At 44.4% G+C, this 13654-nt stretch carries 15 protein-coding genes; 13 read left to right on the top strand and 2 right to left on the bottom strand.

Annotated elements, in window-relative coordinates; genetic code table 11:
* The first annotated feature begins 163 nt into the window (after positions 1 to 163).
* Positions 164 to 1273 carry a hypothetical protein gene (locus BLR50_RS05355; RefSeq protein WP_205408668.1) on the top strand — a complete coding sequence of 370 codons (1110 nt, stop codon included), beginning with the start codon at positions 164 to 166 and terminating at the stop codon, positions 1271 to 1273.
* A gap of 95 nt (positions 1274 to 1368) precedes the next feature.
* On the opposite strand, the gene BLR50_RS05350 is transcribed toward BLR50_RS05355, so the two are convergent.
* Positions 1369 to 3090, bottom strand: a complete 1722-nt coding sequence (locus BLR50_RS05350; protein WP_205408667.1) for a recombinase family protein — start codon at positions 3088 to 3090, stop codon at positions 1369 to 1371.
* Between the two features lie 36 nt (positions 3091 to 3126).
* Entirely contained in the window at positions 3127 to 3288 is a 162-nt protein-coding gene (locus BLR50_RS14425; RefSeq protein WP_162840326.1) for a hypothetical protein, read from the bottom strand.
* Positions 3289 to 4061: 773 nt separating this feature from the next.
* Here BLR50_RS14425 and BLR50_RS05345 point away from each other — a divergent pair.
* From BLR50_RS05345 to BLR50_RS05295, 12 genes are all read left to right on the top strand, one after another.
* A complete protein-coding gene (locus BLR50_RS05345; RefSeq protein WP_092639307.1) occupies positions 4062 to 4670 on the top strand; it encodes a hypothetical protein in 609 nt (202 codons plus the stop codon).
* Between the two features lie 110 nt (positions 4671 to 4780).
* Positions 4781 to 5203, top strand: a complete 423-nt coding sequence (locus tag BLR50_RS05340; protein ID WP_092639305.1) for a hypothetical protein — start codon at positions 4781 to 4783, stop codon at positions 5201 to 5203.
* An 11-nt stretch (positions 5204 to 5214) separates the two neighbouring features.
* A complete protein-coding gene (locus tag BLR50_RS05335) occupies positions 5215 to 6054 on the top strand; it encodes a hypothetical protein (RefSeq protein WP_092639302.1) in 840 nt (279 codons plus the stop codon).
* Positions 6055 to 6124: 70 nt separating this feature from the next.
* Complete coding sequence (locus tag BLR50_RS05330; protein ID WP_092639299.1) at positions 6125 to 6583, top strand: hypothetical protein; 459 nt, start codon at positions 6125 to 6127, stop codon at positions 6581 to 6583.
* Positions 6584 to 6622: 39 nt separating this feature from the next.
* Positions 6623 to 7597, top strand: coding sequence for a hypothetical protein (locus BLR50_RS05325; protein ID WP_143008050.1), 975 nt, complete (start codon positions 6623 to 6625; stop codon positions 7595 to 7597).
* Positions 7598 to 7921: 324 nt separating this feature from the next.
* Complete coding sequence (locus BLR50_RS05320) at positions 7922 to 8728, top strand: metallophosphoesterase family protein (RefSeq protein WP_092639294.1); 807 nt, start codon at positions 7922 to 7924, stop codon at positions 8726 to 8728.
* 14 nt (positions 8729 to 8742) lie between these two features.
* Entirely contained in the window at positions 8743 to 9057 is a 315-nt protein-coding gene (locus tag BLR50_RS05315; RefSeq protein ID WP_092639292.1) for a hypothetical protein, read from the top strand.
* Between the two features lie 97 nt (positions 9058 to 9154).
* Positions 9155 to 9670: a hypothetical protein gene (locus tag BLR50_RS05310; protein WP_092639290.1), complete on the top strand. Its 516-nt coding sequence runs from the start codon at positions 9155 to 9157 to the stop codon at positions 9668 to 9670.
* A gap of 12 nt (positions 9671 to 9682) precedes the next feature.
* Positions 9683 to 9991: a hypothetical protein gene (locus BLR50_RS05305; RefSeq protein ID WP_092639288.1), complete on the top strand. Its 309-nt coding sequence runs from the start codon at positions 9683 to 9685 to the stop codon at positions 9989 to 9991.
* A gap of 460 nt (positions 9992 to 10451) precedes the next feature.
* Positions 10452 to 10874 carry an RNA polymerase sigma factor gene (locus tag BLR50_RS05300; protein ID WP_092639286.1) on the top strand — a complete coding sequence of 141 codons (423 nt, stop codon included), beginning with the start codon at positions 10452 to 10454 and terminating at the stop codon, positions 10872 to 10874.
* 674 nt (positions 10875 to 11548) lie between these two features.
* On the top strand, positions 11549 to 11710 hold the full coding sequence (locus tag BLR50_RS14420) for a hypothetical protein (protein WP_162840326.1): 162 nt from the start codon (positions 11549 to 11551) through the stop codon (positions 11708 to 11710).
* A gap of 34 nt (positions 11711 to 11744) precedes the next feature.
* Positions 11745 to 13547, top strand: a complete 1803-nt coding sequence (locus BLR50_RS05295; protein WP_242871697.1) for a recombinase family protein — start codon at positions 11745 to 11747, stop codon at positions 13545 to 13547.
* Positions 13548 to 13654 lie beyond the last annotated feature (107 nt).

The following is a 13654-nucleotide window of genomic DNA, read 5'->3' as shown; positions in this document are numbered from 1 at the left end:
ATGCTTGACATGACTTAAATATTATACAACATGATTATCTAAAAAGCAATATTCAGGCAACAAAAAAGTCACCTTTGAAAATTGCAATATTAAATGACCAACATTTCAGAAAACTTTTCGGCAGATTGTAAAATGAAGTTGCAATAGCAAAGAATCCACAGAGATGAACCTAACCAGATCAGTGGACAGATCAGCACAACTACGAAGGACTATAGGTATTAACCGTTTTAATGTAGAGGGGTTCTTTAGAGGTCTTAAAGAAGATGAAAGCGATGAAAGCTATCAGATGGTTGAGCGTATAAGTGCGCTTCGAAAGAAAATCGCTGAATATCGGCTGATGCTTAACGTCGCTGAATATCAAGCCGCTATAAATCAAGATGTTGAACACAAACTTGATTTCCAAACCTATCAAGAGGGTTTAGATTCTGCTTTGATTGAAAAGCGTATCAAACTGCAAAGTATAGAGGATGAGATATCACACCTTACAGATATGATGAGAAAGAACAAAAATTTCTCGGACTACATTGAAATGAAAAAGGTGTATGTCAAAGATCCCCATGGTGGTGACCCAATCAGAGTTTCTAAAAGTACTTTATTTGAATATAGCGACCTTGAAGATGTCAACGCCGCTCGAAAGAGTATGCTGGTTGCTGAAAGAAATGTTCTAAAGCGTGAAATCGCAGCAATTGAAGCTTCACAGGAGAAGCAAATAGCTCTTCTAAATCTACCGACTGCTGATGCCGAACTTACTAGTCGCTTAGCTAACATCAGTGGGATAAGCGCGGTTGAAGTTAACTCAATGCTGAGCAAGTTATACAAAGAGAAGAATTCAATCTCCGAAGCCCTAAAAAGTAGGACAAAACAGAATAATACATGGATAACAGATGCCTATAAAATAATTTCTGATTACGCTAATGAGTTGGGTATTCCTTTTGATTACAAAATTGATATTTTCACCAGCAATTTAAAGACAAAGTCTGGAACAATACTCCATAAAATGGTATTCATATACAAGCTTGCTTATATTAAGCTACTTAGCCGTAAGCTCGGATACCCATTGCCTATCTTTTGTGATTCACCAAGCGGTCGCGAAGTAAGAGCAGAAACTATAACCGAAATGCTAGGTGTTCTTAATCGTGATTTTTCAGAGCATCAGATTTTTATTGCCTCGATACACAAATATGAAACTGTCTTTGACGAAACACAGATTTTTGGAACCGACGGAACACTATTTGATGAACCAACTCTGTTTGACTTGCCGTTACAAAAATAAGTGCCGAGGGTGTTGACATACCACATATTGACTTGTTCCTGCGAACGGACAAAAACAGTTGACCTGTTCCCGCGAACAGTAACTATCCAAAAAAACTATGCTCGACCTGTTCCCTTGTACGGAAAATTGGTATCAAAAGTACCCGACATCAATCTGATGCTATCGTGCCATGTGGAGACGTGCGTACTTTTGTCCCACAAAAACCCACAAACATCTCCACCGTCTTTATAAACAGGAAAATTGAATAAAATAGATTTCAAAGGCAGCTCAGCCTCGTCACATGGAAAAATCTCTATTTCTTTGATTAGCGAAGAAATTAGAGATTTTTTCTCTTCATCGCTGATTTTATCATACACTTTATCGAAGTTTGCCAGCAGGGTGTAGATGTTTTCCAGTGTGATGGCATCTTGCTCCACGGCTTTGCGGCGCAGCTTAACGTCCTCAATTTTTTCTTCCAGTTCTGCGATGATGTCATATAATCCATCAAGCCGGAGGGTCATATCATGGAGCTTACGTTCCCTGAAACGAGTATCTTCCGGTAGGCTGTCAATTTCATTTTCAAGACGGGTTTTATTAAGTTCGACCTCACGTAACTTGGATTCATAATTGCTCAGTTCTCTGTTTAAGGTCGAAGTGTCAATTTCCTTGCCTATTCTTGATTTGATTTCGGTTGCAAAATCCTGATTTTTAATCAGTTCTCTGATTGCCTCAATGACAAGCGGCTCAATGTCGGTTTTTTTGAGCATAGCCTTATAGTCACAGCTTTTTCCCCGCGCTGTCCGAGCTTTACTGCACACATAATAGTAAATTTCTTTATATGTACCGTCCTTGTTTGTCCATGCGTGTTTGTTGGTGTACATCGGGCCACCGCATTTCGGGCATTTTAAAATGCCGCTTAATAAGTGCGCCCTGTCCCGGCCAATTTTAGATGGGGATTTTATGCCTGTTATTTCTCGCTTTTCATGTGCCTGGTTCCATAGTTCCTCACATATAATAGCATCGTGCTGGCCATCTGCGATAATGTATTCATCTTGATGTACTTGGCGGTATTCATTTTTCGTGCCTTTGACCTTTTCTCTCGTTCGTCTGCCAAAGGCGATCTTTCCAGAGTACACAGGATTGTCGATTATCATTCTGACAAAATGCGTACTCCATTGAGCAAGAGTACCATTGGCACGTTTTATTTTTGGGATACCCTGCAAATTAAGGTAATTGGCAATTTTATAAAACCCCATATTACCATTCACATATTTGTCAAAGATGACGCGTACCGCTTCGGCTTCATCTTCTTGGATATAGAGCTGCTTGTCTTTGAGGTAGTAACCATAGGGAGCAAACCCGCCGTTCCAACCACCTTGACGGGCTTTTTCCTTTCGTCCGTTCATCGTCTGCTCAATGATATTTTCACGCTCTATTTCAGCAACGGCAGATAACACGGAGATTAAGAGCTTTCCGCTTGTTTGCGAGGAATCAATACCTTCTTCAATGCAGATTAAGTTTACGCCAAAGGATTGAACGTGTTCCAGGGAATTTAAAATATCGGCTGCGTTTCTGCCAAAGCGGGAGAGCTTATAGACTAAAATGTAATCAATATCCAAGCCATTTTCAATATCACAGAGCATTTGCTTAAAAGCGGGTCTGCCCTCTATGGATTTGCCGGATTTACCAGCATCTTCGTAAATGTCTACGATCTCCATTTCTTCTCTGTCTGCAAAACGCTTTAAGCTGGTTTTTTGCCCGTCCAAGCTGAACCCATCAACCTGCATTTCGGTACTAACGCGAGGGTAAAGTACACATTTTTTTCCACTTCTATTCATAGTAGTTGACCTCCAATCAATGATTGGAAAACATCTTTACTTGGCACGATTTATTTCAGCTAAAACTTCTGCACCATGCTTTTCGATAATCTGCGAAAGTACATTTATAAAATCCTGATATGCCTTCGTCATTGCATATTTTTCATTAGGTGTAGTAGTCTTAGCTGTATTCTCAGATATGCCTTTGATGTTTTCCATTCGCAATCACCTCCAAGTGTATTGCTTATATAAATTATAAGCAGTTATTTTCTTTATGAAAAGTTTGTCGCATTTGCCCCCGACAAAGGGGGATATTGTGAATTGGCAGCAACTCGGCATCATAGCGTTTTCACCGGCACCACAGGAATAGGCTGACCTTGTAAAACACAAAGGTCAGCCCATGATCTCTGATGCCGATGTTCTGCCGTACTTGCCACGCGCCCTCGGCAGAGAGGGATGTCTCAGGCTGCGGCCAGCTTTGCCACATCATAGCTCCACATGTACCGCCGTTTGCCAGACAAGCGCATACCGCAGAGGCTCCCCCCAAGTCTATAGGGGGCCGTGAGGAAGTATCATTATCTCCCGCGTGTGTCATCGCGCCCGGTTTGCCACAACCGGGGTTAAGGGTTCCGTTGATCGCTCGGGCTTATAGCCGTCGTTGCGTCGGCCCTTTTTCGCTTGCCTTTTACAGCCACGCGGGGAATGTACCTGAAACACCGTATATGAAATTTTCAAGGTTCATTTAAGCGGGAAGCATGTCCCCTCATTAGCCGTGAGAATTTCAGAGCAAAATCGGAGCAAAGAACAGTATGTAGCCTTGGCACTTGGGTACACAAAAGAAACCTATCCGATAGATGTGAAACAGTGTGCTTGCCCAAAATGCCAAAGTGTAAATTCACGCTTTGGCATTTTTTCTCTTTTGACGTTTTATTTCGAGTAGTATAAAAGCAGGACAGATAGGAAAACGCCTGACGGAAAGGAGATGTGGAGATGTGGATATATGGCTTGCTATATTTATAGTCGGTATTTTTCTTTCACCTTTTATATTGCCTTTGATGTTGTGGATAGTGGTTACTACTGTCAATTTTATGAAAGACGCCATATCCGACGTCATATACAACATAAAAGGTAGGCTGGATAACCAGCGCTGTATGCGGAGGCAACGTCGTCTTGAGCGCCTTAGTGATGCAGAAAAGGCTTGCCTTGCCATGCAGGGAGATAGGTCTGCGTTGGAATTAATCACAAATCGGGATGAATTGGAACAGATCCTCCAAAAAGCTGAAGATGAATATATACGCCAAATGGCATGCGGCAAGCTCGGACATCAATGGAACGGTTGTGTCTGCAAAACCTGCGGAGTCAAAAATATATTTGCCGCAAGAGATATGCATCAGTGGGACTATTGCGTCTGCAAAATATGCGGAGTCGAAGCACCTGACGCAATACACGATTGGGAGCTTATCAATCAGGAATCCACAGAAAGCGAATCAGATGAATGGTATGGCGGACATATGGTCAGAATGACTTCCGTGACTGAAATAAAAACTTATCGCTGTAGGCACTGTGGGCGCGAATATCAGGATTCACAATCTTACACCTAAAACACAATGGAAAAAGAGCAAAAGATGGAACCTGTCTGAACAGATCCATTTCTGCAAGTTCTGCATTATGAAAACCGCCTCTTTTGAACGATATAGTCAGGAGTGAAACCATGGATAAACTTTACGCAATGCTGCGACAGGCCGAAGAAACAGAGGCACTGGCGCGAAAGCTGACGGAAGAAACCGGTTTAACTTTGCCGGACGCTCCTTCTTCAGAAATCAGAGAGTGCTCCGACCAATCTGATGCTATGTCTTTATTTGAAAAAGCTTGGGAGTTGTATCAACAGGTGGAAGCACAGGTAAGGATGCAGCTGGATGATATGGACAGCGAGGAAGATAGCCTTTTACTTGCACAGACCTTGTTGGACATTCATATTCATCCGAATTCGGGCCTGAAACGGGATACTCCCGCACTTTGGGAATCCCAGTATCTCTGGCTAAAGCTGTATTTCCAAACCCGAAATGAGGCGTATCTGGAAAAAGCGAAGCTTTGTGAGGGGATACGAAATGCCCACGTCGAAAAAATTGTATAGGAGGATAACCGATGAAACGACTGCTTTTTGCCGGATTGATATTGACACTATGCTTGTCGCTGTGTTCATGCGGTTCAACAGGCGACAGTTCTGATAATGCTTCAGATACCAACCGTTCAACAGATATCATTGAAAACGAACCGGCTGCGTCGGTAACGGAACAGCCCGCGCAACCGAGCGCAGCCTTACAGACCGAAGAATCAAATCCCGGCGTTTCGTTCCCATTTGAAGACGATGAGGGGCGCACACGCTACCGTTTGGTGATAAACGGCACAGAGGTCGAGACGGAGAACTACCCCTTTACACTCCCGGACGAGCCAAATGGCGGCTATTATCCAATTGAGGACGTGCTGAACTGTTTTGGCGTGGCCTGCCTGACAAATGAAGATAAGAGCGCCTGTGCAACGGTAATTAACAATGCTCTCATTCAGGTATTCGCGGATTCTCCTACGCTGACCTACGGCAGCAAGACAATTTCTGCCGTGGACACCAAGGTTGTTCCTGTTGTGATTGACGGAGCTTTATATGTCCCCAGTTTCTTCCTGATGCAGCTTTCAGACAGCAGTATTGTGGATTTCAGCGATGACCGAAGCGCGGTAACCCTGGAAACAGATATCGTCGTGGATGCATCAATATCGGGTCTTGTCGGCGTTGATGCCAGCATGCTCGAACAAGGCGGCTCCGGTCAGGTCATAACCGAAGGCGAACACCGTTGCTCGGAGTGCGGCGGAGCCGGTGGGCATAACGTAACGGTTCAAGATAAGTATTGGAATCAAGGCCAATGGATACCGACATTGAAAAGCTCATGGGAAGTTTGCCCTTACTGCGGCGGCAGTGGTACGGTAAACTGACCAGGAAGCGTTGTGGAAGTCATCGGTATCCAAGGTGTCTATACGTTGAGTCGTGAACTTTGGAAGGTGAATGCGTATATGGCAGTGTTTATTCAAAGGGCTTGATTGGGATAGCCGGATTGAGGCGCATCAGCTTAAAATTGTGCAACGGACAAAAAAAGATATCCGGCTTTTTCAGTTATGGAAGAAAAGCCCCTATATCGAGGTGCGTATTGCGGCCATTTATAAACTAAAAAATCAAGAAATGCTCTCCCGCATCGCTCAGACAGAACATGTAGACGAGCTGCGTTATGAGGCCGTAAGAAAGCTGACGGACAAAACCCTGCTTGCCAAAATCGCAATTGAGGATGAGAGCGATTATATTAGGCATGTTGCACATCGTAAGTATGCCTGCCGTAAGGGGGTCAATTTGTGGGACGCCTCCGAAATGGATGCGGACGCGGAAAAGGTGCTCTCTGCGATTATAGAACGTAATGCCCATCTGCACTTTCTCGCAACGGGTCAGAGAGCGGATGAGGAATGGTGGTGAATCGCCGACCGAATGGCGGAAGCCTCGGTGGTAAATACAATGAGTACAATAAAAGAGATTTCAATTCGATGCGCCGTTTGTGGTATAGAGAGCAAACAGGCTATATTGACCTCATACAGCCTGTTCGGTGAGCCTGACCTGGATTTTCGGCCAGCTCCGATGCTGCGCTCAACGATGAAATATTGGTTGATGGAGTGTCCAAACTGCGGGTATGTGGCAAAAAATCTACGCAGATGGCCATGGGCCGCCAAGAAAACCTTACGCCAGATTTACAGCGGGCTGGATGCAAATCTGCCTTTTTCCGCACATGCCTTTTATAAACGGGCGCTGTATTGCGAACATGTCCGGCACACTACCGGCGCGTTGCGTGCCTATCTTTACGCGGCATGGGCCTGTGACGATGCGGAGGATGATATTCACGCTATGGCCATGCGGCTCAAATGCCTGGAACTGGCACAGAAAAAGCTGCACTGCTGCCGCCGCAGTAAATGGCGCAAGCACATGCAGCTCATTGCTGACCTGCTGCGCCGAACTCAGAATATAGCGGCACTGCGCGCTATGGATACGAATGACCGTCGGCTTGATTATACGACACGCGAGCTACTGATCTATCAAAAGGCTCTTGCGGAAAAACATGATTTTTCAGCGCATAACCGGGCCGAGATCGACTTGGAGCCATTTGATAATTTTTATGAAAGGAAGTCCAGTGACGGCCTTGATCCGTCCTATGAACTTGAAGCAGATCTGGCACAGGCATTGTCCATGCATCCAGCGGACCGTACAGAAGCATTGGAAAGGCTTGATTTCCTGCGTCCACATGAACTGAATCTGCCGTACCATGCGTATGACGCAGTGCTGCGGCAGCATCGGGGCTTGCCTGTAAGCACAGATAATCCATATGATGTCGAGGACATTGCCAAGGTTGTAAACAGCGAGTTTCTCGATATGATGGAAACCTTTGCGGTGCCGCATAGTATGGTGCGTGAGCGGGTTACGCTTCAAAACAAAACATGAATGGCAATACTGTATCAGCTTTATACCAGTCCGTATCTTGAGCAAGAATGGAAGAATTATGCCAATGCGCAGGAACGCTTATACCTGATGCGTATTGACGATTTGTTTTCCGATGATAGCTATCTGGTCGGATTGATCGAACCGAGAACCCTTGATAAGCCCAAATAGCCTTGCCGAATTCTCTGCGGGATGCATACATCATTATATTGAAACGCCAAAGTGTAAATCCACGCTTTGGCGTTTTTTCATCTGAAAGTATTTTTCTCAGGTAAGATGAACATATCAAAACGATTATTAAAAACTACTCATAAGGAGGAACGCCTCATGATTTATCTTACAGGAGATATTCACGCTTCCCATGGTATTGAAAGGCTTTCGGATAAAGGCTTCCCCGAACAAAATGGGCTTACAAAATCCGATTACGTGATTATTTGCGGCGATTTTGGGTGTGTGTGGGATGGCGGCAAGCAAGATCAATACTGGCAGGATTGGTTACAGGAGAAGCCCTTCACGACACTGTTTGTGGATGGCAACCATGAAATTTTTGACCTGTTAAGCAGTTATCCCGTAAGTGAATGGAACGGCGGCAAAGTACAGTTTATACGCCCTAATGTGATTCATTTGATGCGTGGGCAGATTTACAGCTTAGATGGGAAAAGCTTTTTTACGATGGGGGGAGCTGCCTGCCATGATACATGGAATGGCGTCCTCGATATGGATGACCCTTCGTTCCCCGTTAAGTTTAATTATATGAAAAAGCGAAATATGTTCTTTCGCGTCAATCATCATTCCTGGTGGAAAGAAGAACTGCCTTCGCAATCAGAGATGGAGGAAGGTTATCAGAACCTTGCAAGGCACAATTTTACTGTGGACTATGTTGTCACCCACTGCCTGCCGGATCAATACCACTTGGCCTTTGATGAAAGCGAATATACATCCGACAACCTAACGCAATTTTTTACTTCACTCGATAAAAAAGTCACCTGTAAACAATGGTTTTGCGGGCACTATCACACAAACCGGATCATGGATGACAGGCACACCGTACTTTATGAAGCGATCATTAGCGAGAGCCAGTGGGATACCGCAAATAAGGCAAAACGAAAACAGATGCTAAAACAAATCTCTTAAAGGGGGGCTGTAATATGACATACGCTAACTGGAGAAGCATGGACGATGCGGCCGCTATGCGGGGCGTACGTCCCGATATGACCAGAGAGGAGCTGGTAGAGGTCGCTTATGGGGCGCGCTCCGGCGCTGCAAGGAGAATTGCGGTTGTTTATCTTGATGATCCTGAAATCACGCGATCGTTTGCATTGGAAGATCGTGATCCTATGGTGCGGCGAGGTCTTGCCCGTAGATTGACAGATGCAGAATCGTTAGAGCGACTATTGGAGGATGAAGATTTCTCCGTCAGAAAAGCGGCGGCGGATACGCTTAGAAAGCTTCAGGAAAAATGAAATGCCAAGATGTTTATTCACGCATTGGCAATTATTCGCCCGAACTTCTTGATACTACGGTATGGTATAGATACACAGCATACGGAGGAATTCAGTTATGAAGAAAACACTTATCGTATCCATTTTTTTTATGGCGGTAATCAGTCTATGCGGCTGCTCAAGCGCCTATGAAAGCGACGGCACTGTAACCGTAAAAAACGCAAAAGGAAATAAGGTTTCATATCAGATAGCAGAAATCGGAACAAATAGCGCCGGTAAGACATGTGTTTATATTCAGGGAACGGAAGACGCGGACGGTAAAGAAACCTCCGTCTGCGCCTATGTAATGTCGGGTGTGGATTTTGATTGGAACATTTATGTTTGCGCATCAATTACTGTAGACGGCACGGTTTATGACGCGCTCAGTACAACGCCATACCTGGCCACATTACCCGGAAATCTCGTTTGCTTTGAATACGATACGAACCAAACGCCGGATACCATCACGGTATTTTATATCGACAATCAGCAAGGCGGCGTTTCTGTTAATGTTGCCAAATTAGCGCTTGAACCTGTCCCTTACTGCCAGGGACTATCCACGGAAGTCAATTATGAACCGAACACGGGAGAGTAAAAAGGTGATAAGATGCTGATTTCTAAAAATCAAAATGAAGAGTATGGTTATGTGCCCTCCAACCCAGTTTTGCTAAACGGCTATGCGGATATAAAGCACTTCTTTGGAGAATTGCACACCGAAAAAGGTTGCAGGGTGACTTACAGGAGAATTGGATCGACATTTGAGTCTCAAAGCAACCATATGATAGATGTCTTTGAAGCATCGGGAGATGACGGCAATAAGCTACTGTATCTTGATGTTTATGGAAACGGCCAGTTCAAAGCCCCTAAAGGATATAAATTAGCACCTAAGATATATCCATCGAAAAAGGATAGATGATTTTCAAAGGTTCGCGCTCCATTGAAAGGCTAATTTTTACATTGCATAGATTCCTGAATTATTGCTTGACGCAGTGAAATGAACCGTCGTATGGGCGGCAAAGTAACAGCCCTTGATGTTGAACGGCGGTTGTAAAAAGAACCGCCGTTCTCTTTAAAGTTAAGGGTACGGATGGCGTATTTAGTGCGCCCATTTTTAGGAACACGGCGGTATAAGGAGGATACCGCCGTGTATTTGTGTCCCTAACTGCCTTTATTCGTTAAAAAAAGCCATGCTTATGCATGGCAATATTGCGCACATGAATATGAACATATATATCATACTGTAGGAAGTATAGATGCATTGGCCCGGCTGACATTTGTCAAGCCGGGTCTTTTTGTACTCAGCTCCGTCGGCTGCCGCTCCCCACCACCTTCGTTTCGGCTTCCAACATCCAAAACCGAAACGGAGGAAAAATCAAATGACAACGATCAATCTTCTGGACTACTACCCGTATTATACCGCCGACTGCTTTATTGAGGTGACGGACGAAGTTGCCGCCATGCTCTTGGCCCACGCGCGCTATGAAGCTGCGTATCAGCGCCGCAAATACTGGAATAAGGCCCATTACTCTCTTGACCGAGGCGATGGTATTGAGCATGACGCATTGTTCGTCTCTGTATCCCCCTGCGAAATATACGAACGCAAGGTTACATATGAACAGCTTTATGCCGCTATCGCCAGTCTGCCGGATAAGCAGGCTAAACGCATCTATGCCCATTACTTTCTTGGTATGAGCAAAGGGGCGATAGCCAAGGCCGAGGGTGTCAACAAAAGCCAGATAACGCGCTCTATCCAGGCGGCATTAACCCGCATTGAAACATTTCTAAAAAAAGTGCTTTAACAGAGCGCAACTTTTGCTCAGAAATTCTCACGGCTAATGAGGGGATATGCTTCCCGCTTAAATGAACCTTGAAAATTTCATATACGGTGTTTCAGGTACATTCCCTGCGTGGCTGTAAAAGGCAAGCGAAAAAGGGCCGACGCAACGACGGCTATAAGCCCGAGCGACCAACGGAACCCTTAACCCCGGCTGTGGCAAACCGGGCGCGATGATACACGCGGGAGATAATGATACTTCCTCACGGCCCCCTATAGACTTGGGGGGAGCCTCTGCGGTATACGCTTGTCTGGCGAACGGCGGTACATGCGGAGCTATGATGCGGCAAAGCTGGCCGCAGCCTGAGATATCCCTCTCTGCCGAGGGTGCGTGGCAAATAAGGCAGAACATCGGCATCAGAGATCATGGGCTGGCCTTTGTGGTTTACAAGGTCAGCCTATTCCTGTGGTGTCGGTGAAAATGAGCTTTAAAAGGAGTTCGGTAGCGGGTGGCAAACCTATGAACGCAGCTTTTTTTCCAAAACATACTGTACAAGCGGTTTCAAGGCTATTATGCCGAGCTAATGGCAGCTCACCATACTCCCTTTTATTGGGGGGTATGGCAAATGCGACAAACTTTTCATAAAGAAAATAACTGCTTATAATTTATATAAGCAATACACTTGGAGGTGATTGCGAATGGAAAATATCAAAGGCATATCTGAGAATACAGCTAAGACTACTACACCTAATGAAAAATATGCAATGACGAAGGCATATCAGGATTTTATAAATGTACTTTCGCAGATTATCGAAAAGCATGGTGCAGAAGTTTTAGCGGAAATAAATCGTGCCAAGTAAAGATGTTTTCCAATAATTTATTGGAGGTATGGCTATGAATAGGAGTGGAAAAAAATGTGTGCTTTATCCTCGCGTTAGTACCGAAATGCAGGTTGATGGGTTCAGCTTGGACGGGCAAAAAAACAGCTTAAGGCGTTTTGCGGACAGAGAAGAAATGGAGATCGTAGATATTTACGAAGATGCTGGTAAATCCGGCAAATCCATTGAGGGAAGACCCGCTTTTAAGCAAATGCTCTGTGATATTGAAAATGGCTTGGATATTGACTATATTTTAGTCTATAAGCTCTCCCGCTTTGGCAGAAACGCAGCCGATATTTTAAATTCCTTGGAACACGTTCAATCCTTTGGTGTAAACTTAATTTGCATTGAGGAAGGAATTGATTCCTCACAAACAAGCGGAAAGCTCTTAATCTCCGTGTTATCTGCCGTTGCTGAAATAGAGCGTGAAAATATCATTGAGCAGACGATGAACGGGAGAAAAGAGAAAGCCCGTCAAGGTGGCTGGAACGGCGGGTTTGCTCCCTATGGTTATTATCTCAAAGATAAGCAGCTCTATATCCAAGAAGATGAAGCCGAAGCGGTACGCATCATCTTTGACAAATATGTGAATGGTAATATGGGGTTTTATAAAATTGCCAATTACCTTAATTTGCAGGGTATCCAAAAAATCAAACGTGCCAATGGTACTCTCGCCCAATGGAGTACGCATTTTGTCAGAATGATAATCGACAATCCTGTGTACTCTGGGAAGATCGCTTTTGGCAGACGAACAAGAGAAAAGGTCAAAGGCACGAAAAATGAATACCGCCAAGTACATCAAGATGAATACATTATCGCAGATGGTCAGCACGATGCTATTATATGTGAGGAACTATGGAACCAGGCACATGAAAAGCGAGAAATAACAGGCGTAAAATCCCCATCTAAAATTGGCCGGGACAGGGCGCACTTATTAAGCGGCATTTTAAAATGCCCGAAATGCGGTGGCCCGATGTACACCAACAAACATGCTTGGACAAACAAGGACGGTACATATAAAGAAATTTACTATTATGTGTGTAGTAAAGCTCGGACAGCGCGGGGAAAAAGCTGTAACTATAAGGCTATGCTCAAAAAAACTGATATTGAACCGCTTGTCATTGAAGCAATCAGAGAACTGATTAAAAATCAGGATTTTGCAACCGAAATCAAATCAAGGATAGGTAAGGAAATTGACACTTCCACCTTAAACAGAGAACTGAGCAATTATGAATCCAAGCTACGTGAGGTCGAACTTAATAAAACCCGTCTTGAAAATGAAATTGACAGCCTGCCGGAAGACACTCGTTTCAGGGAACGTAAGCTCCATGATATGACTCTCCGGCTTGATGGATTATATGACATCATCGTAGAACTGGAAGAAAAAATTGAAGACGTTAAGCTGCGCCGCAAAGCCGTGGAGCAAGATGCCATCACACTGGAAAACATCTACACCCTGCTGGCAAACTTCGATAAAGTGTATGATAAAATCAGCGATGAAGAGAAAAAATCTCTAATTTCTTCGCTAATCAAAGAAATAGAGATTTTTCCATGTGACGAGGCTGAGCTGCCTTTGAAGTCTATTTTATTCAATTTTCCTGTTTATAAAGACGGTGGAGATGTTTGTGGGTTTTTGTGGGACAAAAGTACGCACGTCTCGACATGGAACGGTAGCATCAGATTGATGTCGGGTATGTATTTTTCTGTTTTTCAGTATAAGGGAACAGGTCGAGCATGGTTTTTATGGGTTGTTTCTGTTCGTGGAAATATATCCACGCTTTTATTTTGTTTTAATCCGTTCTCGGAAACAAGTCACTAATAGGGTTAGAGTCTCGCCGCCTCCGTTGGCAAAGGCTGATATTTTTGATACAGTGTTCATTTGCTGGATAAATCGTTTGCGCTGGTTTAAGTTTCGTTAGCGTAAGT

It is taken from the genome of Acetanaerobacterium elongatum (assembly GCF_900103835.1).
Taxonomy (GTDB): Bacteria; Bacillota; Clostridia; order Oscillospirales; family Ruminococcaceae; genus Acetanaerobacterium; species Acetanaerobacterium elongatum.
The sequence above is the reverse complement of the archived record's forward strand: the minus strand, read 5'-3'. Positions and strand labels throughout refer to the sequence as shown.

What these genes read in the sequence shown, in the direction of transcription:
- BLR50_RS05340 (WP_092639305.1), top strand. Translation starts at nt 4,781, where the DNA reads ATGGATAAACTTTACGCAATGCTGCGACAGGCCGAAGAAACAGAGGCA.
- BLR50_RS05305 (WP_092639288.1), top strand. Translation starts at nt 9,683, where the DNA reads ATGCTGATTTCTAAAAATCAAAATGAAGAGTATGGTTATGTGCCCTCC.
- BLR50_RS05300 (WP_092639286.1), top strand. Translation starts at nt 10,452, where the DNA reads ATGACAACGATCAATCTTCTGGACTACTACCCGTATTATACCGCCGAC.
- BLR50_RS05310 (WP_092639290.1), top strand. Translation starts at nt 9,155, where the DNA reads ATGAAGAAAACACTTATCGTATCCATTTTTTTTATGGCGGTAATCAGT.
- BLR50_RS05295 (WP_242871697.1), top strand. Translation starts at nt 11,745, where the DNA reads ATGAATAGGAGTGGAAAAAAATGTGTGCTTTATCCTCGCGTTAGTACC.
- BLR50_RS05335 (WP_092639302.1), top strand. Translation starts at nt 5,215, where the DNA reads ATGAAACGACTGCTTTTTGCCGGATTGATATTGACACTATGCTTGTCG.
- BLR50_RS14420 (WP_162840326.1), top strand. Translation starts at nt 11,549, where the DNA reads ATGGAAAATATCAAAGGCATATCTGAGAATACAGCTAAGACTACTACA.
- BLR50_RS14425 (WP_162840326.1), bottom strand. Translation starts at nt 3,288, where the DNA reads ATGGAAAACATCAAAGGCATATCTGAGAATACAGCTAAGACTACTACA.
- BLR50_RS05315 (WP_092639292.1), top strand. Translation starts at nt 8,743, where the DNA reads ATGACATACGCTAACTGGAGAAGCATGGACGATGCGGCCGCTATGCGG.
- BLR50_RS05355 (WP_205408668.1), top strand. Translation starts at nt 164, where the DNA reads ATGAACCTAACCAGATCAGTGGACAGATCAGCACAACTACGAAGGACT.
- BLR50_RS05350 (WP_205408667.1), bottom strand. Translation starts at nt 3,090, where the DNA reads ATGAATAGAAGTGGAAAAAAATGTGTACTTTACCCTCGCGTTAGTACC.
- BLR50_RS05325 (WP_143008050.1), top strand. Translation starts at nt 6,623, where the DNA reads ATGAGTACAATAAAAGAGATTTCAATTCGATGCGCCGTTTGTGGTATA.
- BLR50_RS05330 (WP_092639299.1), top strand. Translation starts at nt 6,125, where the DNA reads ATGCGTATATGGCAGTGTTTATTCAAAGGGCTTGATTGGGATAGCCGG.
- BLR50_RS05320 (WP_092639294.1), top strand. Translation starts at nt 7,922, where the DNA reads ATGATTTATCTTACAGGAGATATTCACGCTTCCCATGGTATTGAAAGG.